Source organism: Mesorhizobium sp. Root102 (assembly GCF_001425625.1).
In the GTDB taxonomy this organism is placed as follows: domain Bacteria; phylum Pseudomonadota; class Alphaproteobacteria; order Rhizobiales; family Rhizobiaceae; genus Mesorhizobium.
The window spans coordinates 20,216-43,447 of the sequence record NZ_LMCP01000002.1; the positions used below are offsets into that span (position 1 = coordinate 20,216).

A 23,232-nucleotide genomic window follows, 5' to 3' on the forward strand; every position below is an offset into this window, starting at 1 on the left:
ATGAACATTTTCGCCGATTTCACCGCGCGAATCATAAAAGCCGTCGAAGCGCTTGATCTGAAAGGCAATGATGGCGTTTCGCCTGATCTGTCGCGCATTGCCGTCGAGCCCCCGCGCGACGCCAGCCATGGCGATCTGGCGACCAATGCGGCCATGGTGTTGGCCAAGCCGACCGGCCAGAATCCGCGCGCGCTGGCCGAAAGACTGGCGCTGGCGCTGCGCGACGACAAGGATGTCGCCGCGACAGAAGTGGCCGGTCCTGGTTTCGTCAATCTCAGGCTCAAGGACGGCTTCTGGCAGACGCATCTGACCGCACTGCTTGGCGAGGGCCGCAACTACGGCCGCTCGACGGTTGGCGGCGGCAGGAAGACCAATGTCGAATATGTCTCGGCCAATCCGACCGGGCCGATGCATGTCGGCCATTGCAGGGGTGCCGTCGTCGGCGACGCGCTCGCCAACCTGATGGCCTTTGCCGGTTACGACGTGACCAAGGAATATGTCATCAACGATGCCGGTTCGCAGATCGACGTGCTCGGCCGTTCCGCATTGCTGCGCTACCGCGAAGCGTTGGGCGACGACATCGGCGAAATACCCGCCGGCCTCTATCCCGGCGATTACCTGGTGCCAGTCGGCCAGGCGCTGGTCGCGGAATTCGGCCGCTCGCTTCTGCAGATGCCGGATGACGAGGCGCTCGTTATCGTCAAGGACCGCACCATCGATGCGATGATGGCGATGATCCGCGAGGATCTGGCTATGCTCAACGTGCATCACGACGTGTTCTTCTCCGAGCGCACGCTGCACGCCGACAATGCCAGGAAGATCCGCTCGGCGATCAACGATTTGACGCTGAAGGGCCATATCTACAAGGGCAAGTTGCCGCCGCCCAAGGGCGAGAAGCCCGACGATTGGGAGGACCGCGAGCAGACGCTGTTCCGCTCGACCGCGGTCGGCGACGACATGGACCGGGCGCTGGTCAAGTCGGATGGTTCATTCACTTATTTCGCCGCCGACGTGGCCTATCTCAAGGACAAGGTCGATCGCGGTTTCGTCGACTTGATCTATGTGCTCGGCGCCGACCATGGCGGCTATGTCAAGCGGCTGGAAGCCCTGGCGCGGGCGATTGCCGGCGAGGAGGTGAAGCTCACCGTGCTGCTTTGCCAATTGGTGAAACTGTTTCGCGATGGCGAACCGGTGCGCATGTCGAAGCGGTCCGGTGATTTCGTGACGCTGCGCGAAGTGGTGGAGGAGGTCGGCCGCGACGCGATCCGCTTCATGATGCTCTACCGCAAGAACGATGCACCGTTGGATTTCGACTTCGCCAAGGTGACCGAGCAGTCCAAGGACAATCCGGTGTTTTATGTGCAGTACGCCTCGGCGCGCTGCCATTCGGTGTTCCGGCAGGCGAGCGAGCAATTGGGCGAGGCCAATTTCGACCGCAACAGCCTGGCGTCCGCCGTGGCTTTGCTGACCGACGAGGGCGAGATCGGCCTGATCCGCAAGCTTGCCGAATACCCGCGTCTGATCGAGTCCGCGGCACTTGCGCTCGAGCCGCACAGGCTGGCATTCTACCTCTATGATCTGGCTTCCAGCTTCCACGGACACTGGAACCGTGGCACGGATAATCCGGACTTACGTTTTGTTAAGGTTAACGACCGACAATTGACGCATGCCAGACTAGGGCTGGTGCAGGCTGTTTCGGACGTTTTGACGTCCGGCCTGACGTTGATCGGAGCCGCCGCGCCCACCGAAATGCGTTAGGTTTGACTAAATAACCTGTCACCTTTTGCCCACATTGCGCTGGTAAGGGCCAACCCTACGCGACGTCCATGGCGTCCGAATGAGTGCGAGTTCGGGAACAATAATGGCAGACAGAACCCAGCTGAGAGTAGCCGACATCAACGACATCTCTGACGATGATCCGTTCGCGGAGCTGACCAGGATCATGGGGTTCGACCCGCGCCAGCCGGTCAAGCCGCAGTCGCCCGCCCAGCCGAAAGCCCCCGCCGCCGATCACGTGGCGGAAGAGGGCGATTTCGATATCGATCTCGAGAAGGAGATGATGGGCGAGTTCGGCGCTGACGACAGCGACGCCGCTCCGGTTGCCGAGGCTCATGAGCCGACTTTCGAGCAGGAGCCTTTGTTCGAGGCGGCCACCGTCAGCGCAGCCGACGACGATCTTGCCGTCTCGCTCGATGACGACTTCCATCTGGATCTGGCTGAAATCGACGGCGATGCAGCCGTCGCCAGCCATGTTGAACTTGGCGCGGCCGAAGCCGCGCCATCCGTCGAGCCGGCTTTCGACGCCGATTTCGACAATGCCGTCGCCAGTTCGCTTGAGGATGTCTCGCCCTTCGAGGACGATCAGCCGATGGCTGACGAGCTTGCCGCGTCGCTCGACCATGATTTTCGGATCGATGAGGAAGCCGAAGAGACCCAGCCCGCTGTGGCCGGCGCCGATGCGCCAGCTTCAGTCGAGACGGCTTCCGATCATGAAGTGGTGTTCGACGATGCGGTTGCGATCTCGCTCGAAGACGAACTGATGCTTGACGACCATTCGGCGGCGGAACAGTCCTACACGGCTGCCGATCCCGTCGAGTATCCCATGCCGGAGCAGGCGGCCGCGCGTGACGGCCAGGCAATCTCCGGTGAGTATCGTGCCGGCGACTTCGACGACGCCATGGCTGATGTCGACATGGATTTTGACGTTCGCGCTGATGCGCCGGTCGCATTCGACGAGCCGGAAGCGCATGATGTGCTTGCCGATACCACGGATGCGAAGGGCGAGATTTCCAGCCCTGAAGCTGCGTCGGATGATGCTTTCGACCTGAACTTCGACGATACGTTTGCCGAAACAGTGGAAGAGACGGTCGCTGAAATTGCCGCCGCTTCGCTCCAGCCGGTGGTGCCAGCCGCTGGTATGGCCGAGCCGGTGCAAGCCCCGATCTCGGATGAACGAAGCCTGGAAGACGAGTTGAATGCGCTGCTGGGCGCCATGACCGCACGCACGGCGCCGGTGGCCAGCGAGCCCGTCACGGCTCCGCCGGTTGTCGCCGCTCCGCCGCCTGTCGCCGCCCAGCCGCCGGTCGTCGAAGCAGCAGAGACCGCCGAAGAACCGGCCGAACTTGTCGGTGACCTCGAGTGGGATCTTGATCAATCCGAGCCTGAGCAGAATCAGCACGTTGGTAGTGTGCAAGCAGCCGATGTGAATCTCGACGATCTTATGCTTGATGAAGTTGAGGGCTTGGATTCGGGCTCGGGTGTTGCCGGGCATGGCGATGTCGATTTCGACAATGATGCGTTCGACGCGGCTTTGGCCAAAAACCTCGACCCGCGTGACATGGCCCGGGACAATTCGGCGGATTCTCTCGATTGGCTGGCGGAACGTTCCACGCCGCCAGAGGTAGCCCGTTCGTGGAGCCGCGTGACGCCGGTTCCGCAGCAGCCGTCATTCAGCGCTCAGCCTGCTTTTAGCGCTCAGCCGGCCGCTTCGATGGCATCCATGGCCGCAGCGCCGGCAGTCGCCGCGGTGACGTCCTACCGTTCGGCCGAGCCGGTCGAGACCGTCGCGCCCGCAGCCCCTGTATCGGCGCCTCAATCGCGCCAGTCCGCGCGTTACGAGGACATGCCCGATGTTGAGACCGTCGATGTGCCCGAGCGTGTCATGGCGCTGGCGGACGATCTCGATATTCCGGAACTGCACTTCGAGGAAGATCAGCCGGCGACGTCTGGCTATGACGATCTCGACGCCGAGTTCTCCAGCCTTCTCTCCGAGATGAACGCGGTGGAGGTCGCTCCCGCAGGCAGCGTGGCCGGCGCGTCTTACGATGATGACTCCTACGCCGCAGGCTTCAAGCCGGGCTATGACAGTGTCAGCCCGGGCTATGACAGCGTCAAGCCGGGCTATGACGGGGTCAAGCCGGGTTATGAGCCGGAAGCGCGGACCTATGCGGCGCGGCCGATGGAAATATCTGCCCGCGCGGCGGCGCCCACGGGTTATGCCGACGCCTCTGACGGCTTCGATCTCGACAGTCTGCCCGGCAGCCAGCCGGTTTCACAGGCGGATGATTTTACCGTCGATGAACTGGACTACGATCCCGAACTTGACGAGACGATGGCTGTTCCCGGTCTCGGCGAGCGTGGAGCCGCGAGGCCATTGCGTGGACGTGGTCTGTTCATTGCCGCAATTGTCGGCGCGGTGGCGGTCGCAGGCGGCCTCGGTGCCTTTGCGCTGTCTTTCGGTGGCAAGGGCGGCAGCGATGCGCCGGTGATCGTCAAGGCCGACAACGCGCCGATCAAGGTCAAGCCGGAGAATCCGGGTGGAGCCGTGGTGCCGAACCAGGACAACAAGGTCTACGACGCGGTCAGGGGCGCGAAGCCCGCGGAGCCGGTCCAGGAAAAACTGGTCACCACCACCGAAGAGCCAGTGGACGTCCAGGCGAAGGACCCGGCCCGCGCCATCGATCTTTCACCGGACCAGAACGCAGGTGCCGCTGGAACCGATGTCGGCAACGCTGCGTCAACGGCCGACAACTCGGCGGCCACGCCCAAGTCCGAGGACCGCATCGCGCAGGTGCTGCAGGATGCCGACAAGGGCACCAATGCCGATGTCGTCGCCGTTGCGCCGCGCAAGGTGAGGACCATGGTGGTCAAGTCGGACGGTTCGCTGGTGCCGCGTGAAGATCCGGCACCTGCCGCCCCGCAAGTGGCCGCAACGGAGCCGGTCGACCCGGCGCCGCAGCATGTTGCCCCGTCGGCGCAGGCCGATGCGGACCAGACCGGCACCGTGGCGCCTGCCGCCGCCCAGGTGGACGACGAGCCGGCCCTCAAGCCGGCAGCCAAGCCCAAGGCTGAGGCCAAGGCCCAGTCGGCCAACACGCCGGCCAAGGTTCCGCTCGCGCCGCAGCGCCCGTCCGACCAGCCGGTCGATGTCGTCGGCGAGGTCAAGCCCGATCAGGTTGCGTCCATCGACCCGGCATCGACCGCGACCGGCGGTGGTTCGTGGTCGATGCAGATCGCTTCGCAGCCGACGGTCGAAAGCGCCCAGTCGAGCTATCAGGACCTGCAGCGCCGCTACGGCAGCGTGCTCGCCGGGCGTACCGCCAACATCGTCAAGGCCGAGATCGCCGGCAAGGGCACGTTCTACCGCGTGCGCGTCCCGGCCCAGTCGCGCAATGACGCGATCAATTTGTGCACCAGCTACAAGGCCGCCGGCGGCAACTGTTTCGTCTCGCGCTAGAACCGGAGCCAACCGATCAAAAAGCCGGCGCGGTCACCGCGCCGGCTTTTTTCATGGGGAAAGCAGATCTGGCATTTGATCGCTTGTGATCCGGATGATTCCCTTTGATCGCTCGAAGCTTTAGACTCCTGACATGACCGAATCAAAATCCATGATCCTCGGCTGTGCCGGGAAATCGCTCACCCGCGAAGAAATCAATTTCTATCGCAATGAATGCCCGTGGGCCTTCATCCTGTTTGCGCGCAACATCGGCGAGACCGAACAGATCCGCGATCTGGTCGCCTCGATGCGCGACTGTATCGGGCGCCCGGACGCGCTGGTGTTCATCGACCAGGAAGGCGGCCGTGTGCAACGACTGCGGCCGCCGCTGGCGCCGAACTATCCGGCCGGCGGCGCGCTCGGGGCGCTGTGGCGCGACGACCATGATGCCGGCGCCCGCGCGGCGTGGCTGATGGCGCGGCTGCATGCCTTCGACCTGCTGCGTTACGGCATCACCGCGGATTGTCTGCCGGTGCTCGACGTGCCGATCGAGGGCGCCAGCGACGTCATTGGCGCGCGCGCCTATGGCAAGGACCCACGACCGGTGATTGAACTCGGCCGTGCCGCCGCGGAAGGGCTAATGGCAGGTGGAGTGCTGCCTGTGATGAAGCATATTCCGGGCCATGGACGCGCCTTTGCCGACACGCATTTCGAATTGCCTGTTGTCAATGCCTCGCTCAGCGATCTGCAGCGGCATGATTTCGCCCCGTTCCGGGAGCTCAACCATCTGCCGATGGCAATGACGGCGCATGTCGTCTACAGCGCGATCGACCCCAACAACCCGGCGACCACCTCCGGCAAGGTTATCGACGAGATCATCCGGCGCGAAATCGGCTTCGACGGGTTGCTGATGAGCGACGACACGTCGATGAAGGCACTTTCTGGGGATTTCCCGACAAAGGCGGCCTCGATCCTTGCGGCGGGCTGCGATCTGGTCCTTCACTGCAACGGCGTTTTCGAGGAGATGGCCGGCATCGCATCGCGCACGACGGGGCTTGAGGGCACGTCGCTGGAGCGAGCAAAGCGGGCGCTGACCTATATAAAGAACCGTGACACGGTTGAAGAAACCGAAATACGTGCCGAATTCGCCACCTACTTCGATGCGGTGGCATAGCAAAAGGAAAGTGACAGGCCGTGGCGGAAACATTGGAAAGCAAGGCCGCGAAGGCCGCACCGATGGACCGTCTGTGGGCCGAGAATGACGATTCACGCGTCACAGGCGACCCGTCGCTGGTCGTCGACGTGGCCGGCTTCGAAGGTCCGCTCGATCTTCTGCTGCATCTTGCACGCACCCAGAAGGTCGATCTGGCGCGCATTTCGATCTTGGCGCTGGTCGAGCAATATCTGACCTTTGTCGAGACGGCGAGGGCGCTCAGGCTCGAGCTCGCTGCCGACTATCTGGTAATGGCGGCGTGGCTGGCTTTCCTGAAGTCGAAGCTTCTGATCCCCAAGCAGCCGGGCGACGAGGGCGAAAGCGGCGAGGAACTGGCGGCGGTGCTGCAGTTCCGGCTGAAGCGGCTGGAAGCAATGCGCGACGCTTCGGCGCGCCTGGTCAACCGCAACCGGCTCGGCCGTGACGTGTTCGCGCGCGGCATGCCGGAAATGGTCATCGTCGAAAAGCGCAACGCCTATTCGGCCTCGCTCTACGATCTGTTGACCGCCTACGCCCAGCAGCGGCAGAAGCAGGCGATCAACAATGTGACGATCGCGAGGCGCGGTGTCTGGTCGCTCAAGGACGCGCGCGATATCCTGACCCGCCTGGTTGGGGCCGTGAGCGACTGGACGACGCTGGAAAGTTTTCTGATCGTGTACATGACCAGCCCCGAGGAGCGGCGCACGGCGATCGCCAGCTCTTTTGCGGCCACGCTGGAGCTGGTGCGCGAAGGCAAGATGGATGTGCGGCAGGACGAAGTGTTCGCGCCGATCTATCTGCGCGGCCGCACGCAGGCAATCAAGGCAGTCGAGGTGGCATCATGAGCGAACGCGCCAACGCTTCGGTTATCCCGTTCAAGGTCGGCGATGAACCCGAAGATGAGCTGTTTTCGCAGGAACCGGCCGAGCAGGCGCAGAACCCGGCCGAGCGGTTGCATATGGCGGAAGCCGTGCGCATGGCCGAGGCCATCGTGTTCGCCAGCGCCGAGCCTGTCAGCGAAAAGCAGCTTGCGGCACGCCTTCCGGACGGCATCAACATCGCCCTGGCCATGGCCGAGCTGCAGCAGATCTATGCGCGGCGCGGCGTCAATCTGGTGCGTATCGGCGACGCTTGGGCGTTCCGCACGGCCGGTGATCTCGCTTTCCTGATGAGCCGGGATACTGTCCAACAAAGGAAGCTCTCCCGCGCGGCTCTCGAAGTGCTGGCGATCATCGCCTATCACCAGCCGGTGACGCGTGCCGAGATCGAGGACATCCGGGGCGTCGAAACCTCGAAAGGCACGCTCGACACGCTGCTGGAGACGGAATGGGTGCGCATGCGTGGCCGGCGCAAAACGCCGGGACGCCCTGTCACCTACGGCACCACCGACACTTTCCTCGACCATTTCGCCCTGGAAGAGATCCGCGATCTTCCGGGCATGGAGGAGTTGAAGGGTGCCGGCCTGCTTTCGGGCCGCATGCCGTCGAATTTCGCCATTCCGCAGCCGCCTGCCGATCCCGACGCACTGACCGACGACGAGGATGCGCTGACCGACATCGACCTCGAGGAACTCGGCTTGCTGACGCCGCGCGTCACGGAAGATTGACTGGCATTAGTGGCCAACTTGATGAGGATGCGCGGATTCGTAGCGGGCCATCGCGTTGAAAATGCGTGACATCCGCCACCCTTTCATAAACTCTGTCGCGGTTGTGTTTGAATCCCAACGCGAAAGCGCATAGATCATCGCCAGGGAAAACATTCGAGAGAGATTTGCTATGGGTTCATTTTCGATTTGGCACTGGATGATCGTGCTGGTGATCGTGCTTTTGGTGTTCGGCCGCGGCAAGATTCCCGAGCTGATGGGCGACATGGCCAAGGGCATCAAGAGCTTCAAGAAGGGCATGGCCGACGACGACGTTGCCGAAGACAAGCGCACCGTCGAACATCGCGCCGACGAGACCGTCGCGGCCGCGAAGGAAAAAGCCAGCAAGAGCTGAGCCACGGGTTCTAGTCGGAACAGAGTGCCATGTTTGAAGTCGGCTGGACCGAAATGCTGGTCATCGCGATCGTCATGATCGTGGTCGTCGGGCCCAAGGATTTGCCCAATATGCTGCGCACCTTCGGCCGCACGACGGCGAAGCTGCGCGCCATGGCATCCGATTTCCAGAAACAGTTCAACGAGGCGCTGAAGGAAGCCGAGCTCGACGACGTCAAGAAGTCAGTCGACGAGCTCAGGGGGCTCAGCCCGATGGCCGAGATCAGGAAGCAGCTCAATCCGTTCGAACAGGCCGCAGCCGACGTTCGCTCCGGCGTCGACGCGGCGATGAAGCCGAAGCCGGCGGATGATCCGGCAACACCTGTCGCTTCGACCCCGCAGGCGGCCGAGCCGTTGAAGAATGGTGCAACGACCATGCCTGGCGTCGACGCGGCTGAAGCAGCACCAGCAGCGCCGATTTTTCCGGCGATGACAGACGAATCTGTGGTGACGTCGTCACTGCCGACGGCACCTGTTGTGACTCCGAAGGCGTCCCCGGCGAAGAATGCAGCCAAGCCTGCGCCGGCAAAAGCGATGCCGATAGCAAAAGCATCGGCCAAGGCTTCGGCAAATGGCGCAAAGGCTCCGGCGCCGGCGAAAACGGTCGCCGCGAAGCCTGCTGAGGCCAAGGTGATCGCGACCAAAACCGTGGCAAAAGCCGAACCGAAGCCTGCCGCGGCGAAGAAGCCGGCGGCCAAGAAGACGGCTGGAGCCGCCAAGTGAGCGTTTCGGACACCGAAAAAGACGAGATCGAGAAATCGTCGGCGCCGCTGATGGAGCATCTGATCGAGCTGCGACGACGGCTGATCTGGTCGCTGGGCGGCTTCTTCGTTGCCTTCCTGGTCTGTTTCTTCTTCGCCAAGAAGCTGTTCAACCTTCTGGTCGTCCCGTTCAAATGGGCGACGCAGTGGGCAGGGCTCGATCCGCACAAGGTCGAGCTGATCTACACCGCGCCGCAGGAATTCTTCTTCACCCAGGTCAAGCTCGCCATGTTCGGCGGCATGGTGATCGCCTTTCCGCTGATCGCCACGCAGATCTACAAATTCATCGCGCCCGGCCTCTACAAGAACGAGCGCAACGCCTTCCTGCCGTTCCTGATCGCGTCGCCCATCCTGTTCCTAATGGGCGCGTCGCTGGTCTATTTTTTCTTTACGCCGATGGTGATGTGGTTCTTCCTCGCCATGCAGCAGGCCGGCACCGACGATCAGGTGCAGATTTCGCTGCTGCCGAAAGTGTCGGAATATCTCAGCCTGATCATGACGCTGATCTTCTCCTTCGGCCTGGTGTTCCAGTTGCCGGTGGTGACCAGCCTGATGACGCGGGTCGGCATGCTGTCGTCCAAGGGGCTGGCCGAGAAGCGCAAATGGGCGATCGTCATCGCCTTCGTCGTTGCGGCCGTGCTGACGCCGCCCGATCCGATGAGCCAGATCGGCCTGGCCATCCCGACCATCCTTCTCTACGAGGTCTCCATCTGGGCTGCCCGGCTGATCGAGCGCGATCAGGAAAAGCAGCGTGTGGCACGCGAGAAGCAGGACGCGGCGGAGACCGTGGTGGACAAGGCCCCGGACGAGCCTCCGGCGCCTGCGGCCTCGTAACACCGGGCTGCGTGGAAAACGGCAGCCGCAGCCTAGCCTCATCTTGCATCGATCAAGGATGCGGTTTACGCCCTCTGGCTGAAACGCATCGCTATCCACGCGATGCGTTTCAGCTTTGTTTGAAGCATGTCGTTGTCCCAAAACGCTGCGCACTTTTGGGCGACATGCTCCCTGAGGACGGATGAACCATGCTTGACATTAAATGGATTCGCGACAACCCGAAGCCCCTTGTCGAGGCGCTGGTGAAGCGCTCGTGGTCGGCTGACGAGGCGCAGTCCACGGTCGACGGGCTGATCGCCTCGGACGAGGCGCGGCGCGAACACGTCACCGAACTGCAGATCAAGCAGGAGCGCCGCAATGCCGCCTCGAAGGAGATCGGCAACGCCATGCGTTCGGGCGATGCGGCCCTTGCCGAGAAGCTGAAAGCCGAAGTCGGCGAGATCAAGACCTTCATCCAGAACGGCGAGGCGCGCGAACGCGAACTCGACAAGGCGCTGAACGATGCGCTGGCGGTGCTGCCCAACATACCGTTCGACGACGTGCCTGTCGGCAAGGACGAGCACGACAATGTGGTGAAGCACATTGTCGGCAAGGTGCCGACGCGGTCGAACTGGGTGAAGGAGCACTTCGAGATCGGCGAAGCGCTCGGCATGATGGATTTTGAGCGGGCGGCGAAACTGTCGGGCTCGCGTTTCACCGTGCTGAAGAGCGGTCTGGCGCGGATGGAACGCGCGCTCGGCCAGTTCATGCTCGATCTGCACACGACCGAGCATGGCTACGAAGAAGTCATCCCGCCGCTGATGGTCAAGGACGACGTTCTGTTCGGCACCAACCAGCTGCCGAAGTTCGAGGAAGACCTGTTCTTCACGCCGCATGGGGAGGGCAGGCTTGGCCTGATACCCACCGCCGAAGTGCCGCTTACCAACCTGGTGCGCGAGGAAATCACCGCGCATGAAAAGCTGCCGCTGCGCTACACCGCGCTGACGCCGTGCTTCCGTTCGGAAGCGGGCTCGGCCGGGCGCGACACGCGCGGCATGCTGCGCCAGCATCAGTTCTACAAGGTCGAGCTGGTGTCGATCACCGACCAGGAATCGTCACTTGCCGAACACGAGCGAATGACGCAATGCGCCGAGGAAGTGCTGAAGCGGCTCGGCCTGCCGTTCCGCACCATGACGCTGTGCACCGGCGACATGGGCTTCGGCGCGCGCAAGACCTATGACATCGAGGTCTGGCTGCCCGGCCAGAACGCCTATCGTGAGATCTCGTCCTGCTCGGTGTGCGGCGATTTCCAGGCGCGCCGCATGGACGCCCGCTACAAGGACAAGGACGGCAAGGGCAACCGCTTCGTCCACACGCTCAACGGTTCGGGCACGGCGGTTGGCCGCGCGCTCATCGCCGTCATCGAAAATTACCAGAACGAGGATGGCAGCGTAACCATTCCTGAAGTGCTGCGGCCTTACATGGGCGGTCTGGAAAAGATCGAAGCGAAATGATGCGCATTCTTCTGACCAATGACGACGGCATTCATGCCGAGGGCCTGGCGTCGCTCGAACGCGTCGCGCGCACGCTGTCCGACGATGTCTGGGTGGTGGCGCCGGAGCAGGACCAGTCCGGTTACGCGCACTCGCTGTCGATCTCGGAGCCGCTGCGGCTGCGCAATATCGGCGAGAAGCATTTTGCCGTGCGCGGCACGCCGACCGATTGCGTCATCATGGGCGTCAAGAAGATCCTGCCTGGCGCACCCGACCTGATCCTATCCGGCATCAATTCCGGCGCCAACATCGCCGACGACGTCACCTATTCCGGCACCGTCGCCGGCGCCATGGAAGGCGCGCTGCTCGGCATCCGCTCGATCGCGCTCAGCCAGGGCTACAGCTATGTCGGCGAAGATCGCGTCGTGCCTTACGAGACGACCGAGGCGCTGGCGCCGGCCTTGCTGAAGAAGCTGGTTGCGACCCCGCTACCGGACGGCGTTCTGCTCAACGTCAATTTTCCCAACTGCCTTCCCGAAGAGGTGGCCGGGACGGTGGTCACCACGCAAGGCAAGCTGGTGCACTCCCTGTGGGTCGATGAGCGCCGCGACGGGCGCGGCCTGCCTTACTACTGGCTGCGCTTCGGCCGCGAGCCTGTCGAAGGCAAGCAAGGCACCGACCTCTACGCTTTGCGCAACAGGCTGGTGTCGGTGACGCCCCTGCAACTCGACCTCACAGCGCATGAAATCCGTGACCAACTGAGCAAGGCGCTTGCATGAACCAGGGGCTCGATGACCGCGAAGGCTTTGCCGCCTTTCTGCTGCGCCTGCGCGGCCGGGGAACAGTGCCGAAGGCGCTGATCGCGGCCTTCGAGGCGACGCCGCGACGCGGTTTCCTGGCTGCCCAGTTCCATTCCATCGCCTGGTCGGACCGCATGCTGCCGATCGAATGCGGCGAAGCGATCGAAGGCGCCGACATGCAGGCAGCGGTGATCGCGGCGCTCGCCATCGAGCAGGGCAACCGCGTGCTCGAGGTCGGCGCCGGCTCCGGCTACACAGCGGCGGTGATGTCGCGCTTGGCGGCGCGGGTCGTCACCACCGATCGCTACAAGACGCTCGTCGAGCAGGCGAGGCAGCGTTTCGAGGCGCTCGGCATCGGCAACGTGATCGTGCGCCACGCCGATGGTTCCGGCGGCCTGCCGAATGAAGGGCCGTTCGATCGCATCGTCGCCTGGGCCGCCTTCGACAGCCTGCCGCGCTTCCTGCTCGACCAATTGTCGAGCGGCGGCATCGTCATCGCTCCGATAGGACCCGAGGAGGGCGAACAGGTGCTGGCCAAGCTGACCAAGGTCGGCAGCCGGTTCGAGCGCGAGGACATCGGCCTTGTCCGCCTGCAGCCGATCCTGCGCAGTGTCGCCGCCGTCATCTAGGGGCGTTGATATTCAGGTGAGGCCGACCTGCAAACGTTGGTTTCCTGCGCTTCCGGTGCTCGGGCACTTTAAGTACGCTCCGCTCGTCGCGAGGGCGCCCCCGAAAGCCATCTCGTTTGGTCGCTTCGCGCTCGTCTTCGACTCCGTCTCTGCGTGACCTAAATCTCACCACCCCTCAGCTCGCTCTCTAATATTTTAAGAAAATTGCGCCGGATTCCATGAGGTTAACCGTCGAGTAACATTAACGCGCTTTAATCATGCCTAGTTTGTACCGGGTATGTGCGGGTCAGTGCGATGCAACTCAGTGTTTTGAAGGCAAATGGACGCAATCTGGCGCGAGGCTGCGCCGTCCTCATGATTGCAGGCGCCGCGGCCGGGTGCAGTTCCCAGGTTTCGCGGTTCAATGGCGTCGATGACGTCTTTACATCCTCGACCAACAATCAGCGCGCCATCATCAACAAGCAGGACGCCGTGCAGCAGCCCTATCCGGGTGACGTCGCCGCCGCTCCGATCGATGGCAGCCACACACAATCGGTCAGCCGCTCCAGCCTCGAGCCGGTCTCGACGCGGCCGCTGCCGCCGCCCGTTGCCCAGGCACAGCCGGCTCCGGCACTGGCGCCAGCCTCAAAGCCGGTACGGACCGCATTGGCTCCGGCGCCGCATGTCGACAGGACCACGACCGGTACCGTCGCTCCGGCTGCATCGCCGTTCAAGGTTGCGCAGCCGGATGAACCGCGAGTGGCGTCGTCTGGTAAGCCGCATGCAACCGAGATTGTCGTTCGGGACGGCGAAACGATTGGCGGCCTGGCGCAACGCTACAAGGTGCCGTCCGACGTGATCATGAAGGTCAACGGGCTGAGCGCGACCAAGGGACTGAAGACCGGTCAGAAGCTGGTCATCCCGGCCTACGCCTATTCGAGCAAGGGCGAGCCGAAAGTCGCCGATGCCAAGCCGGCGAAAGACGGCAAGCATGACCTGCCGGCCACCGCGCCGGACAAGGTCGCCGTTCTGCCGCAGCAGCCGAAGCTCAAGGAAGGCAAATCCGCCGCTCAGGTCGACACTTCGGCCGCGGCAAGCCAGCCGAAGGAGCCCAAGCCGCAGGTGGCCGCGGCCAAGTCGACTGGCGCTGCAGGCACCTACACGGTCCAGTCGGGCGATACGATGTCCTCGATTGCCAGGAAGACCGGCGTCGGCGTCGTTGCGCTGAAGCAGGCCAACGGGATGAAGGATGGCTTGCTCAAGATCGGCCAAACCTTGAAGGTGCCGGCCGGCGGAACCGCGACCGCCGCCAGCGCCAAGCCAGCGAAGGTCGATCCGGTGACCACGGCCACCACGCAGCCAGCGGCAAAGACCACGCCGTCGGAGACGCTGGCGTCCTACACGCCGCCGAAGAAAGATTCGAAAGTCATCCAGCAGGCCGAGGACGACGACGCCGTCGCGCCCGACGCCACCGGCATCGGCAAGATGCGCTGGCCGGTGCGCGGCCGCGTGATCTCCGGTTTCGGTTCCGGCAAGGATGGCGTCGACATCGCCGTGCCGACGGGAACGCCGGTCAAGGCTGCCGAGAACGGTGTCGTCATCTATGCCGGCGACGGCCTCAAGGAATTCGGCAACACGGTGCTGGTGCGCCATGAGAATGGTCTGGTCACCGTCTACGGCCACGCCAGCTCGATCGAGGTCCAGCGCGGCCAGAAGGTCAAGCGCGGCCAGGAAATCGCGCTGTCGGGCATGAGCGGCACGACGGACTCGCCGAAGCTGCATTTCGAAGTGCGCAAGAATTCGGCTCCGGTCGACCCGTCAGGCTATCTCGAATAGAAGAAAAAAAGCAATTTGCGGGACGTCTGACCTCCAGTCCGCCCGCCGGCTCAGCCCGTTCCGCAAGGAACGGGCTTTTTCAGTTGCTTTTCTTGACCATGATCTTTTCCGAAAACCGGCCTCCACTTTTCGGAATCATGGTTCTAGTCCTTCAGCGGCTTGCCGAGCCGTCCAGCCAGGTCCTGCGTGAACTGCCAGGCGACGCGGCCCGAGCGGCTGCCGCGCGTCGTTGCCCATTCCAGCGCCTCAGCGCGCAGTTGCTCGGGGTCGATGGCGAGATCGTGATGCCTGACGTAGCCGTCGATCATGTCGAGATATTCGTCCTGCGAACATTTGTGGAAGCCGAGCCACAGGCCGAAGCGGTCGGACAGCGACACCTTTTCTTCGACCGCTTCGGACGGGTTGATCGCGGTCGAGCGCTCATTGTCGATCATGTCGCGCGGCAGCAGATGCCGGCGGTTCGAGGTGGCATAGAAGATGACATTGGCCGGGCGCCCCTCGACACCGCCCTCGAGCGCTGCCTTGAGCGATTTGTAGGAGGTGTCGTCGTGGTCGAAGGAGAGGTCGTCGCAAAACAGGATGAAGCGGAAGGGGGCCGCCTTCAGCAATCCCATCAGCCTCGGCAGCGTGTCGATGTCCTCGCGGTGGATTTCGATTAGCTTCAACGGCAGGTCGGACTTGGCCTTGGCGTTGATCTCGGCATGTACGGCCTTGACCAGCGACGATTTGCCCATGCCGCGCGCGCCCCACAACAACACGTTGTTGGCTGGATAGCCGGCCGCGAAGCGTTCGGTGTTGTCGACAAGGATGTCGCGGACGCGGTCGACACCACGGATCAAGCCGATGTCGACGCGGTTGACCTTGCGCACCGGCTCCAGATAGCCCGGATCGGCCTGCCAGACGAAGCAATCGGCCTCGCCGAGGTCGGTTTGGGGCACCGGCGGCGGGGCGAGGCGGCTCACCGCCTCGATCAGCCGGTCGAGCTTCTGGTTCAGGGCTTCAATGCTGCTGTCGGTCATGTCTGTCTTTTTGTTTTTCGCGTTTTTGACGTGTGGGAGCGTGAACGTGGCCGATTCCGTCTGATGCAAAACCGGTTGCAACCTTTCGTTCGAGCGTGATCTTTGGACAAACGGTTTCCGTTTGTCCGAGAAAACCGGCTCGCGCTTTTCGCGATCATGCTCTAACACGGCTCAACAGGCCGGAAAAGCAGCCGATTTGCCCGGCCGCGCAGTTGCATTGACAACTTTACCGACTATATTCCGGCCAAATTTCAAGGGGCCGCAAAATTGGCGGCTGTTTTCAAAATTCAGGAGTACCTCGATGTTCGTGACACCGGCATACGCCCAAGGTATCGGCGCCTCTCCCGACATGTTCATCAGCATTTTGCCGTTTGTCCTGATTTTCGTGATCATGTATTTTCTGATCATCCGGCCGCAGCGCACGCAGCTGAAGAAGCGCGGCGAGATGCTGGCCGCGGTCCGTCGCGGCGATACGGTCGTCACCGGCGGCGGCTTCGTCGGTAAGGTGACCAAGGTGATCGACGATACCGAGCTCGAGATCGACCTCGGTAATGGCTTGAAGGTGACGGCGCTGCGCTCGACGATCGCCGATGTGCGCGTCAAGGGCGAGCCGGTGGCGAACCAGAACGCCAAGAAATAATCCAATTTTAGGCGGAGCGATCCGCGGACACGCTCTGACGGACGACGCCCTATGCTGTATTTTTCGCGCTTCAAGATGATCCTGATCTGGGTGGCCGTGGCCATCACAGTGATCCTCGCCGCGCCCAACCTGTTCTCCGCCAGCACGCTGGCCCAACTGCCCAGTTGGGTGCCGAAGCGCCAGATGACGCTCGGCCTCGATCTGCAGGGCGGCTCGCACATCCTGCTGGAGATGAATCAGAACGATCTGATCAAGGACCGGCTGGAGACGACGCGCGACGAGATCCGCACCCTGCTGCGCGACGCCAAGATCGGCTATACCGGCCTTGCCGGCACGGGACGGACGTTGCAGGTCCGCATCACCGATCCCGCCCAGCTCGAAGCCGCCAAGACGGCGCTGAAGACCTTGACCGATCCGGTCGCCGCCGGCCTGTTCACCGGCGGCTCCATCCAGGAAATGACGCTCGACGATTCCGAGCCCGGCCTGCTCAAGTTCACCGTCACCGATGCCGGCATCAAATATCGCACATCGACCGCATTGACGCAGTCGATCGAGGTGGTCGAGCGCCGCGTCAACGAACTCGGCACGACCGAACCTATCGTGCAGCGGCAGGGCGACGACCGTATCCTCGTCCAGGTGCCGGGTCTTCAGGACCCGCAGAGGCTGAAGGAAATCCTCGGCCAGACCGCCAAGCTGACCTTCCAGATGGTCGACCAGTCGATGCCGGTGCAGGACGCGCTCAATGGGCGCCCACCCGCCGGTTCGTCGGTGCTGTATTCGCAGGACGATCCGCCGGTTCCCTATCTGATCGAGAACCGCGTCATCGTCTCTGGTGAAAACCTCGTCGATGCGCAGGCGACCTACAATTCGCAGAACAACGAGCCGGTGGTGTCGTTCCGCTTCGACTCGAAGGGTGCTGCGCGTTTCGGCCAGGCAACCTCGCAGAATGTCGGCAAGCTGTTCGCCATCATCCTCGACAACCAGGTGATTTCGGCGCCGCAGATTCGCGAGCCGATCCTGGGCGGCACCGGCCAGATCTCCGGCAATTTCACCGCCCAGAGCGCCAACGACCTCGCGGTGCTGCTGCGCGCTGGCGCCTTGCCCGCGACGCTGACGGTGATCGAAGAGCGTACCGTTGGTCCGGGTCTCGGCCAGGATTCCATCCATGCCGGCAAGGTCGCCGGCATCATCGGCTCGATCCTCGTCGTTGCCTTCATGTTCGTCGCCTATGGCTTCCTCGGCTTCCTCGCCAACATCGCGCTGGCTGTGCACGTGGCGATGATCGTCGGCGTGCTTTCGCTGCTTGGTGCGACGCTGACCTTGCCTGGTATCGCCGGTATCGTGCTGACCATCGGCATGGCGGTCGATTCCAACGTTCTGATCTACGAGCGCATCCGCGAGGAGCGGCGCGCCGGCCGCTCCGTGATCCAGGCGATCGATACCGGTTTCACCAAAGCGCTGGCAACCATCGTCGATTCCAACATCACCTCGCTGATCGCCACCGTGGTGCTGTTCTATCTCGGTACCGGGCCGGTGAAGGGCTTTGCCATCACTTATGCGATCGGCATCCTGACAACCGTCTTCACCGCCTTCACCTTCACCCGACTGCTGGTCTCGATCTGGCTGCGCCGGGCACGTCCAAAGGAATTGCCGCGTGCCCCGGTAACCTTCGTTCCGCCCGGCACCAAGATCCCCTTCATGGGCATCCGTCGCTGGACGTTCACGCTCTCGAGCGCACTTTCGATTCTGTCGGTGGTGCTGTTCATGACCGTCGGCATCAATTACGGCATCGATTTCAAGGGCGGTTCGCTGATCGAGGTGCAGGCCAAGAGCGGCAATGCTGATCTCGCCGACCTTCGCGCGCGGCTGACCGAACTTAATATCGGCGAAGTGCAGGTGCAGCAGTTCGGTGCGCCGAATGACGTGCTGATCCGGGTCGGTACCCAGGATGGCGGCGAAAATGCCGAACAGACGGTCATCGACAAGGTGCGCGGCGAACTGCAGGACAATTATGACTTCCGCCGCGTCGAAGTGGTGGGGCCGACGGTCTCGGGCGAACTTGCCAAGCAAGGCACAATCGCCATGCTTGTCGCGCTGCTCGGTATCCTGATCTATGTCTGGTTCCGGTTCGAATGGCAGTTCGCCGTCGGTGCCATCATTGCGACGGTGCACGATGTGGTCATGACACTTGGCTTCTTCGTCATCTCCGGGCTCGAATTCAACCAGTCATCGCTGGCGGCGATCCTGACCATTATCGGCTATTCGCTGAACGATACGATCGTTGTCTATGACCGTGTCCGAGAGGATCTGCGAAAATACAAGCGCATGCCGCTGCCGCAACTCTTGAACAATGCCATCAACGAGACGCTGTCGAGAACGACGCTGACCTCGGTGACGACGATCCTGGCGCTGCTGGCGCTGGTGCTGTTCGGCGGCGAGGTGATCCGCTCGTTCACGATGGCCATGCTGTTCGGCGTCATCTTCGGCACCTATTCGTCGATCTTCATCGCCGCACCGCTGCTGATCCTGTTCAAGCTGCGGCCGCAGGCTACGGCCGACGAGGAAAAGCCAGTCGGCGGCGGCAAGGCGGTCGCGACCTAACGCGCCGCCCCGAAGGGGGTGACAAAACGGTGACCAGCAAAGGCATCGTCATCCGCGCGGCGCATTTCCCTGGCCGCGCGCCGATCGAAGCCTACGGCAATGGCGGGTTCCGCTTTGCCGACATGTCGCATCGCGGCTCGCTGCTCTGTCTGCCATCCGGCATCCATGGCTGGGAACCGGCGGATCCTCAGGTGCTGGCGGTAGCGGATTTCGACAGGCTGCTGGCCGAAGCCAACAAGATCGAAATCCTGCTGGTCGGCATGGGTAGGGATCTCAGGCCGTTGCCCGCCGCACTGCGGGCCGCGCTGAAGGCGGCAGGCATTGCGTCCGACCCGATGTCGACCGGTGCCGCGGTGCGGACCTACAATGTCCTTCTGGCGGAAGAGCGCGCCGTGGCCGCCGCGCTCATCGCCGTCGATTGACATGTCCCAGAATGCCAAAATCGTCATGGACGCGGTGCGCCCCGCCGACCATGACCGCTATCTGACCGCGCTCTACGCGCCGGCCGACAAGCGCGACGCGCTGTTTGCGCTCTACGCCTTCAATGTCGAGATCGCAGGCATTCGCGATCGGATCCACGAGGCGCTGCCTGGCGAGGTGCGGCTGCAATGGTGGCGCGATGTCATTGCCGCCGGCGGGGAGGCGGGCGCCGGCCATCCCACAGCTGAAGCCTTGAATGCCACCATAGCGACATTCAGCCTGCCGAAGCTGGCCTTCGAGAACATGCTCGATGCGCGCATCTTCGACCTCTACGACGATCCGATGCCGTCGCGCACCGATCTGGAAGGCTATTGCGGCGAGACGGCGGCCGCGCTCATCCAGCTTGCGGCAATGGTGCTCGATTCCGTCGAGGCGCCGCGCTTTGCCGAGCTGGCGGGCAGGGCTGGCTGCGCGCAGGCGATGACCGGCCTGCTACTGCTGTTGCCGCTGCACCGCAAACGCGGGCAATGTTTCATCCCGGCTGATATCCTTGCTGCGGCAGGTTCTTCGCCGCAGGAGTTCGTCACCGGCGATGGTGGTCCCGGTGCCAAGCGCGCGGTGGCGGCGATGATGGCGCTGGCGCGGGAGCATCTCACCGCCTTTGAACAGGGCGCATCGGCTCTGCCGGTCTCGCTGCGCCCGGCATTCCTGCCGCTGGCCCTGTCTCGCGCCTATCTCGGCAAGATGGAGAATGGCTCGCCGCTCGATGGCGTGGCGCGGCTGTCGGCCTTGCGCCGGCATTGGTTGTTGTTGCGCCGCGCGAGCAAAGGCTGGCCGGCACTTTGACGTAAACGTCAATCATGTTAAGGAATCTCCGAGCCGAAAACTGTCGCCGTAGACGACAGACCGGCTCGGAGGAGATACCCATTCATGAGCTTGCCGTTGTTGGTCGCCATCGTCGCCCTTGGCATTGCGCTGTCGGTTGCCGCAGTGCATTTCACCGGTGGCAGCAAGACAGCGACGCTAACCGGCGCCGATCAGGCAATGAGCCGATTCGCGGAGGATTTTCCCGACGAGATCGCGGTACTGGTCCGCCTGACGGCGGACGCCAGGACGGCGTTTCTGGATATCGGGCGAGGGCGCATCGGGATCGTTCAATGCATCGGCGACTGCTTTTTGACCCGCATCGTCACGCCTCAAGATGTCGCGGTTTTGCACGCCGAAGATGTGAACACGGTCTCGTTCCGGCTTGCCGATTTCACCTGGAAGGGCGGCCGTTTCCGCTTTGCCAGCGCAGCGGATGCGCAAGGCTTGATGCGAAGCCGTCTATTCCGCTGCTTCGGCCGTTTCCGTTTGCGCCGCCAATCCCAGCCATTGCCGGCAATCGGCGCGTGCGCGCGAGGTGATGGCGTGGCGCTTGGCGACGGTCTTGTCCTTGCCGCGCATGCGTTTGCCCTCGGTCTTCGGGGCTTCGACGGGCGGGAACAGGCCGAAATTGACATTCATCGGCTGGAAAGAGCGCTTTCCCGGCTCGTCGTCTGAAACGATGTGGCCGCCGGTGATGTGGTTGAGCAGGGCGCCGAAAGCGGTGGTGAGCGGCGGCAGCGCCGGTGCATGGCCGAGCCTTTCGGCGGCGGCGAAGCGGCCGGCGAGCAGGCCGATGGCGGCACTTTCGACATAGCCTTCGCAGCCGGTGATCTGGCCGGCAAAACGCAGGCCTGGGCGCGACTTCAGCTGCAGCGAAGCGTCCAGCAAGGTCGGCGAGTTGATGTAGGTGTTGCGGTGCAGGCCGCCGAGGCGGGCAAAATCGGCGTTTTCGAGACCCGGTATGGTACGGAACACGCGCACCTGCTCGGCATGCTTCAACTTGGTCTGGAAACCGACCATGTTGTAGAGCGTGCCCAGCGCATTGTCCTGCCGCAGTTGGACGACGGCATAGGCCTTTACCGTCGGATTGTGCGCGTTGGTCAGCCCCATCGGCTTCATCGGCCCGTAGCGCAGCGTCTCGACGCCGCGCTCTGCCATGATCTCGATCGGCAGGCACCCGTCGAAATAGGGCGTGCCTTCCCATTGTTTGAATTCAGTCTTCTGGCCATCGACCAGCGCTTGCACGAAGGCAAGGTACTGGTCCTTGTCCATCGGGCAATTGATGTAGTCCTTGCCGGTGCCGCCCGGCCCGACCTTGTCGTAGCGCGATTGGAACCAGCAGGTATGCATGTCGATCGTGTCGAAATGGACGATCGGCGCGATGGCGTCGAAGAAGGCTAGCGCATCCGCGCCGGTCGCTTCAGCGATCGACTGGGCAAGTCCAGGTGCGGTCAGCGGACCGGTGGCGACGATCGCCTGGTCCCAATCCGCCGGCGGCAGATCAGGCACTTCCTCGCGCTGGATGGTGATCAGCGGGTGCGCTTCGAGTTTTTTCGTTACGGCGTCGGCGAATCCGTCGCGGTCGACGGCAAGCGCACCGCCGGCAGGCACCTGGTTGGCGTCGCCGGCGCTCATGATCAATGAGTTGGCCAGCCGCATTTCGGCGTGCAACAGGCCGACGGCGTTGTTGTCGGCGTCGTCGGAGCGGAAGGAATTGGAGCAGACCAGCTCGGCCAGGCTATCGGTCTTGTGGGCATCGGTGCCGCGAACAGGCCGCATTTCGTGCAGGATGACGGGAACGCCAGCTTGCGCTGCCTGCCAGGCGGCTTCGGAACCGGCGAGGCCGCCACCGATGATATGGATTGGATTTTTGCTCATGAGCGCCGGAATAATCGCTTGGTGCGGCGATTGCAATTGCCGTGCGTGGCGCAGGGCAAACAGCAGCTCGGGATCAACCCCTGAAAACAACAACACCCGCCGGGGGAGGAGGTCCGGCGGGTGTCATTTTTGGGGTCGACCCTCGGGAGGAGGTGAAGGCCGACCATATTCGCCATCGCCGGGGAGGAGGTCGGCTTTGACGAAAACTCTTTCGCTTTTTTAAAAGGGGCGAAACCCTTTTGGGAAACAGCGCCCGCCGCGGGAGGAGGTGCGGCGGGCGCCGTTTTGGTGGCCGATCTTCGGGAGGAGGTGAAGGTCGGGCCTACTCGTCATCGCCGGGGAGGAGGTCGGCTTTGACGAAAACTCTTTTTGGGAAACAACGCCCGCCGCGGGAGGAGGTGCGGCGGGCGCCGTTTTGGTGGTCAACCCTCGGGAGGAGGTGAAGGTTGACCGGATCCGTCAGGGTCGGGGAGGAGGTCGACCCTGGCGAAATTCCTGTGTTAGATCGCCCGGCGGGCGACAATCTTGATTTCGTCGCGGACGATACCGAGATCATGCAGCTGGCGGTTCGAAAGGCGACCCAGCTCGCTAACCGTCTCGCGATAAACGCGCCAGTTACGATAGTTGCGGATCAGGTTCATTGTCGTTCTCTTTTTCAAAACTGGTTCGGACCATTTGCGGTCCGAAGAGTTAGACCGCCTTGCGAGCGACGTAAGGAATGTCGCTGCGGCTGATGCCGAGGTCGGTCAGTTCACGGTTGCTCAGGCGGCTCAGCTCGGACACGGTGTCCCTGTAGCGGCGCCAGTTGCGGTAGTTGCGGATCAGGTTCATGGTATTTCTCGTTTCGTCTTTCTTCCGGATCATTCCGTCTTTGTGTACGAAGCATAGATAGGCGGGCCTATATCGATTTAAAAGCGCTATGGCTGCATGGCAGCAATGCAAATTGTGCAATGCAGCATTAACGTGCGTTCACGGACCTGACACAAAGAAGCCCGAATCGGAAAATGCCTTAGCGTCAACGGCTTGACCGGGCCGGCTGAAAAAAAGACCAAAC

At 62.8% G+C, this 23,232-nt stretch carries 21 protein-coding genes; 16 read left to right on the forward strand and 5 right to left on the reverse strand.

All coding sequences use genetic code 11. From position 1 onward, the window contains the following. The 12 genes from argS to ASD12_RS03590 all read left to right on the forward strand — a co-directional run bounded on the left by argS (position 1) and on the right by ASD12_RS03590 (position 14,753). Complete coding sequence (gene argS / locus ASD12_RS03535) at positions 1 to 1,758, forward strand: arginine--tRNA ligase (RefSeq protein ID WP_056581989.1); 1,758 nt, start codon at positions 1 to 3, stop codon at positions 1,756 to 1,758. A 103-nt stretch (positions 1,759 to 1,861) separates the two neighbouring features. After that, positions 1,862 to 5,236, forward strand: coding sequence for an SPOR domain-containing protein (locus ASD12_RS03540; protein ID WP_056581991.1), 3,375 nt, complete (start codon positions 1,862 to 1,864; stop codon positions 5,234 to 5,236). A 133-nt stretch (positions 5,237 to 5,369) separates the two neighbouring features. After that, complete coding sequence (gene nagZ / locus ASD12_RS03545; protein ID WP_056581993.1) at positions 5,370 to 6,389, forward strand: beta-N-acetylhexosaminidase; 1,020 nt, start codon at positions 5,370 to 5,372, stop codon at positions 6,387 to 6,389. A 62-nt stretch (positions 6,390 to 6,451) separates the two neighbouring features. Beyond that, positions 6,452 to 7,252 (forward strand): ScpA family protein, encoded by an 801-nt coding sequence (locus ASD12_RS03550; protein WP_056582374.1) that lies wholly within the window; start codon positions 6,452 to 6,454, stop codon positions 7,250 to 7,252. Continuing rightward, entirely contained in the window at positions 7,249 to 8,013 is a 765-nt protein-coding gene (gene scpB / locus ASD12_RS03555) for an SMC-Scp complex subunit ScpB (RefSeq protein ID WP_056581994.1), read from the forward strand. The genes ASD12_RS03550 and scpB overlap by 4 nt, the downstream gene beginning before the upstream one ends. Before the next feature lie 169 nt (positions 8,014 to 8,182). After that, positions 8,183 to 8,404, forward strand: coding sequence for a twin-arginine translocase TatA/TatE family subunit (locus ASD12_RS03560; RefSeq protein WP_013531295.1), 222 nt, complete (start codon positions 8,183 to 8,185; stop codon positions 8,402 to 8,404). A 29-nt stretch (positions 8,405 to 8,433) separates the two neighbouring features. Further along, positions 8,434 to 9,165: a Sec-independent protein translocase protein TatB gene (gene tatB, locus ASD12_RS03565; RefSeq protein ID WP_056581996.1), complete on the forward strand. Its 732-nt coding sequence runs from the start codon at positions 8,434 to 8,436 to the stop codon at positions 9,163 to 9,165. Then, the gene (gene tatC / locus ASD12_RS03570; protein ID WP_056581999.1) at positions 9,162 to 10,037 is read left to right on the forward strand and encodes a twin-arginine translocase subunit TatC; all 876 of its coding nucleotides are present in this window, start codon (positions 9,162 to 9,164) and stop codon (positions 10,035 to 10,037) included. Before tatB ends, tatC begins: the two co-directional genes overlap by 4 nt. Positions 10,038 to 10,225: 188 nt before the next feature. Further along, positions 10,226 to 11,530, forward strand: coding sequence for a serine--tRNA ligase (serS, locus tag ASD12_RS03575; RefSeq protein WP_056582001.1), 1,305 nt, complete (start codon positions 10,226 to 10,228; stop codon positions 11,528 to 11,530). After that, complete coding sequence (gene surE, locus ASD12_RS03580) at positions 11,530 to 12,288, forward strand: 5'/3'-nucleotidase SurE (RefSeq protein ID WP_056582376.1); 759 nt, start codon at positions 11,530 to 11,532, stop codon at positions 12,286 to 12,288. Before serS ends, surE begins: the two co-directional genes overlap by 1 nt. Next, positions 12,285 to 12,938, forward strand: a complete 654-nt coding sequence (locus tag ASD12_RS03585; protein WP_056582004.1) for a protein-L-isoaspartate(D-aspartate) O-methyltransferase — start codon at positions 12,285 to 12,287, stop codon at positions 12,936 to 12,938. The genes surE and ASD12_RS03585 overlap by 4 nt, the downstream gene beginning before the upstream one ends. Positions 12,939 to 13,232: 294 nt before the next feature. After that, positions 13,233 to 14,753, forward strand: a complete 1,521-nt coding sequence (locus tag ASD12_RS03590; RefSeq protein WP_056582006.1) for a peptidoglycan DD-metalloendopeptidase family protein — start codon at positions 13,233 to 13,235, stop codon at positions 14,751 to 14,753. Between the two features lie 143 nt (positions 14,754 to 14,896). Here the strand turns inward: ASD12_RS03590 and ASD12_RS03595 are convergent, their stop codons facing one another. Then, the gene (locus tag ASD12_RS03595) at positions 14,897 to 15,772 is read right to left on the reverse strand and encodes an ATP-binding protein (RefSeq protein ID WP_056582378.1); all 876 of its coding nucleotides are present in this window, start codon (positions 15,770 to 15,772) and stop codon (positions 14,897 to 14,899) included. A 301-nt stretch (positions 15,773 to 16,073) separates the two neighbouring features. On the opposite strand from ASD12_RS03595, the gene yajC reads away from it, so the two are divergent. The 4 genes from yajC to ASD12_RS03615 are packed head-to-tail and all read left to right on the forward strand — an operon-like array spanning position 16,074 to position 20,279. Continuing rightward, positions 16,074 to 16,412 carry a preprotein translocase subunit YajC gene (gene yajC, locus ASD12_RS03600; protein ID WP_056582009.1) on the forward strand — a complete coding sequence of 113 codons (339 nt, stop codon included), beginning with the start codon at positions 16,074 to 16,076 and terminating at the stop codon, positions 16,410 to 16,412. Positions 16,413 to 16,463: 51 nt separating this feature from the next. Continuing rightward, positions 16,464 to 19,013 (forward strand): protein translocase subunit SecDF, encoded by a 2,550-nt coding sequence (gene secDF, locus ASD12_RS03605; protein ID WP_056582011.1) that lies wholly within the window; start codon positions 16,464 to 16,466, stop codon positions 19,011 to 19,013. A 29-nt stretch (positions 19,014 to 19,042) separates the two neighbouring features. Next, positions 19,043 to 19,435 carry an Mth938-like domain-containing protein gene (locus ASD12_RS03610; RefSeq protein ID WP_056582013.1) on the forward strand — a complete coding sequence of 131 codons (393 nt, stop codon included), beginning with the start codon at positions 19,043 to 19,045 and terminating at the stop codon, positions 19,433 to 19,435. 1 nt (position 19,436) lies between these two features. Beyond that, entirely contained in the window at positions 19,437 to 20,279 is an 843-nt protein-coding gene (locus ASD12_RS03615; protein WP_056582380.1) for a phytoene/squalene synthase family protein, read from the forward strand. 177 nt (positions 20,280 to 20,456) lie between these two features. Here the strand turns inward: ASD12_RS03615 and ASD12_RS35845 are convergent, their stop codons facing one another. The 4 genes from ASD12_RS35845 to ASD12_RS32710 form a co-directional block, all read right to left on the reverse strand. After that, positions 20,457 to 20,741: a hypothetical protein gene (locus tag ASD12_RS35845; protein ID WP_056582015.1), complete on the reverse strand. Its 285-nt coding sequence runs from the start codon at positions 20,739 to 20,741 to the stop codon at positions 20,457 to 20,459. An 18-nt stretch (positions 20,742 to 20,759) separates the two neighbouring features. Further along, positions 20,760 to 22,178: a methylenetetrahydrofolate--tRNA-(uracil(54)-C(5))-methyltransferase (FADH(2)-oxidizing) TrmFO gene (trmFO, locus tag ASD12_RS03625; protein WP_056582382.1), complete on the reverse strand. Its 1,419-nt coding sequence runs from the start codon at positions 22,176 to 22,178 to the stop codon at positions 20,760 to 20,762. Positions 22,179 to 22,678: 500 nt separating this feature from the next. Further along, the gene (locus tag ASD12_RS32705; protein WP_082525239.1) at positions 22,679 to 22,819 is read right to left on the reverse strand and encodes a DUF1127 domain-containing protein; all 141 of its coding nucleotides are present in this window, start codon (positions 22,817 to 22,819) and stop codon (positions 22,679 to 22,681) included. A 49-nt stretch (positions 22,820 to 22,868) separates the two neighbouring features. Further along, a complete protein-coding gene (locus ASD12_RS32710; RefSeq protein WP_013531315.1) occupies positions 22,869 to 23,009 on the reverse strand; it encodes a DUF1127 domain-containing protein in 141 nt (46 codons plus the stop codon). Positions 23,010 to 23,232: the final 223 nt, after the last annotated feature.

What these genes read in the sequence shown, in the direction of transcription:
- argS (WP_056581989.1), top strand. Translation starts at nt 1, where the DNA reads ATGAACATTTTCGCCGATTTCACCGCGCGAATCATAAAAGCCGTCGAA.
- ASD12_RS03540 (WP_056581991.1), top strand. Translation starts at nt 1,862, where the DNA reads ATGGCAGACAGAACCCAGCTGAGAGTAGCCGACATCAACGACATCTCT.
- nagZ (WP_056581993.1), top strand. Translation starts at nt 5,370, where the DNA reads ATGACCGAATCAAAATCCATGATCCTCGGCTGTGCCGGGAAATCGCTC.
- ASD12_RS03550 (WP_056582374.1), top strand. Translation starts at nt 6,452, where the DNA reads ATGGACCGTCTGTGGGCCGAGAATGACGATTCACGCGTCACAGGCGAC.
- scpB (WP_056581994.1), top strand. Translation starts at nt 7,249, where the DNA reads ATGAGCGAACGCGCCAACGCTTCGGTTATCCCGTTCAAGGTCGGCGAT.
- ASD12_RS03560 (WP_013531295.1), top strand. Translation starts at nt 8,183, where the DNA reads ATGGGTTCATTTTCGATTTGGCACTGGATGATCGTGCTGGTGATCGTG.
- tatB (WP_056581996.1), top strand. Translation starts at nt 8,434, where the DNA reads ATGTTTGAAGTCGGCTGGACCGAAATGCTGGTCATCGCGATCGTCATG.
- serS (WP_056582001.1), top strand. Translation starts at nt 10,226, where the DNA reads ATGCTTGACATTAAATGGATTCGCGACAACCCGAAGCCCCTTGTCGAG.
- surE (WP_056582376.1), top strand. Translation starts at nt 11,530, where the DNA reads ATGCGCATTCTTCTGACCAATGACGACGGCATTCATGCCGAGGGCCTG.
- ASD12_RS03585 (WP_056582004.1), top strand. Translation starts at nt 12,285, where the DNA reads ATGAACCAGGGGCTCGATGACCGCGAAGGCTTTGCCGCCTTTCTGCTG.
- ASD12_RS03590 (WP_056582006.1), top strand. Translation starts at nt 13,233, where the DNA reads ATGCAACTCAGTGTTTTGAAGGCAAATGGACGCAATCTGGCGCGAGGC.
- ASD12_RS03595 (WP_056582378.1), bottom strand. Translation starts at nt 15,772, where the DNA reads ATGACCGACAGCAGCATTGAAGCCCTGAACCAGAAGCTCGACCGGCTG.
- yajC (WP_056582009.1), top strand. Translation starts at nt 16,074, where the DNA reads ATGTTCGTGACACCGGCATACGCCCAAGGTATCGGCGCCTCTCCCGAC.
- secDF (WP_056582011.1), top strand. Translation starts at nt 16,464, where the DNA reads ATGCTGTATTTTTCGCGCTTCAAGATGATCCTGATCTGGGTGGCCGTG.
- ASD12_RS03615 (WP_056582380.1), top strand. Translation starts at nt 19,437, where the DNA reads ATGTCCCAGAATGCCAAAATCGTCATGGACGCGGTGCGCCCCGCCGAC.
- trmFO (WP_056582382.1), bottom strand. Translation starts at nt 22,178, where the DNA reads ATGAGCAAAAATCCAATCCATATCATCGGTGGCGGCCTCGCCGGTTCC.
- ASD12_RS32705 (WP_082525239.1), bottom strand. Translation starts at nt 22,819, where the DNA reads ATGAACCTGATCCGCAACTATCGTAACTGGCGCGTTTATCGCGAGACG.
- ASD12_RS32710 (WP_013531315.1), bottom strand. Translation starts at nt 23,009, where the DNA reads ATGAACCTGATCCGCAACTACCGCAACTGGCGCCGCTACAGGGACACC.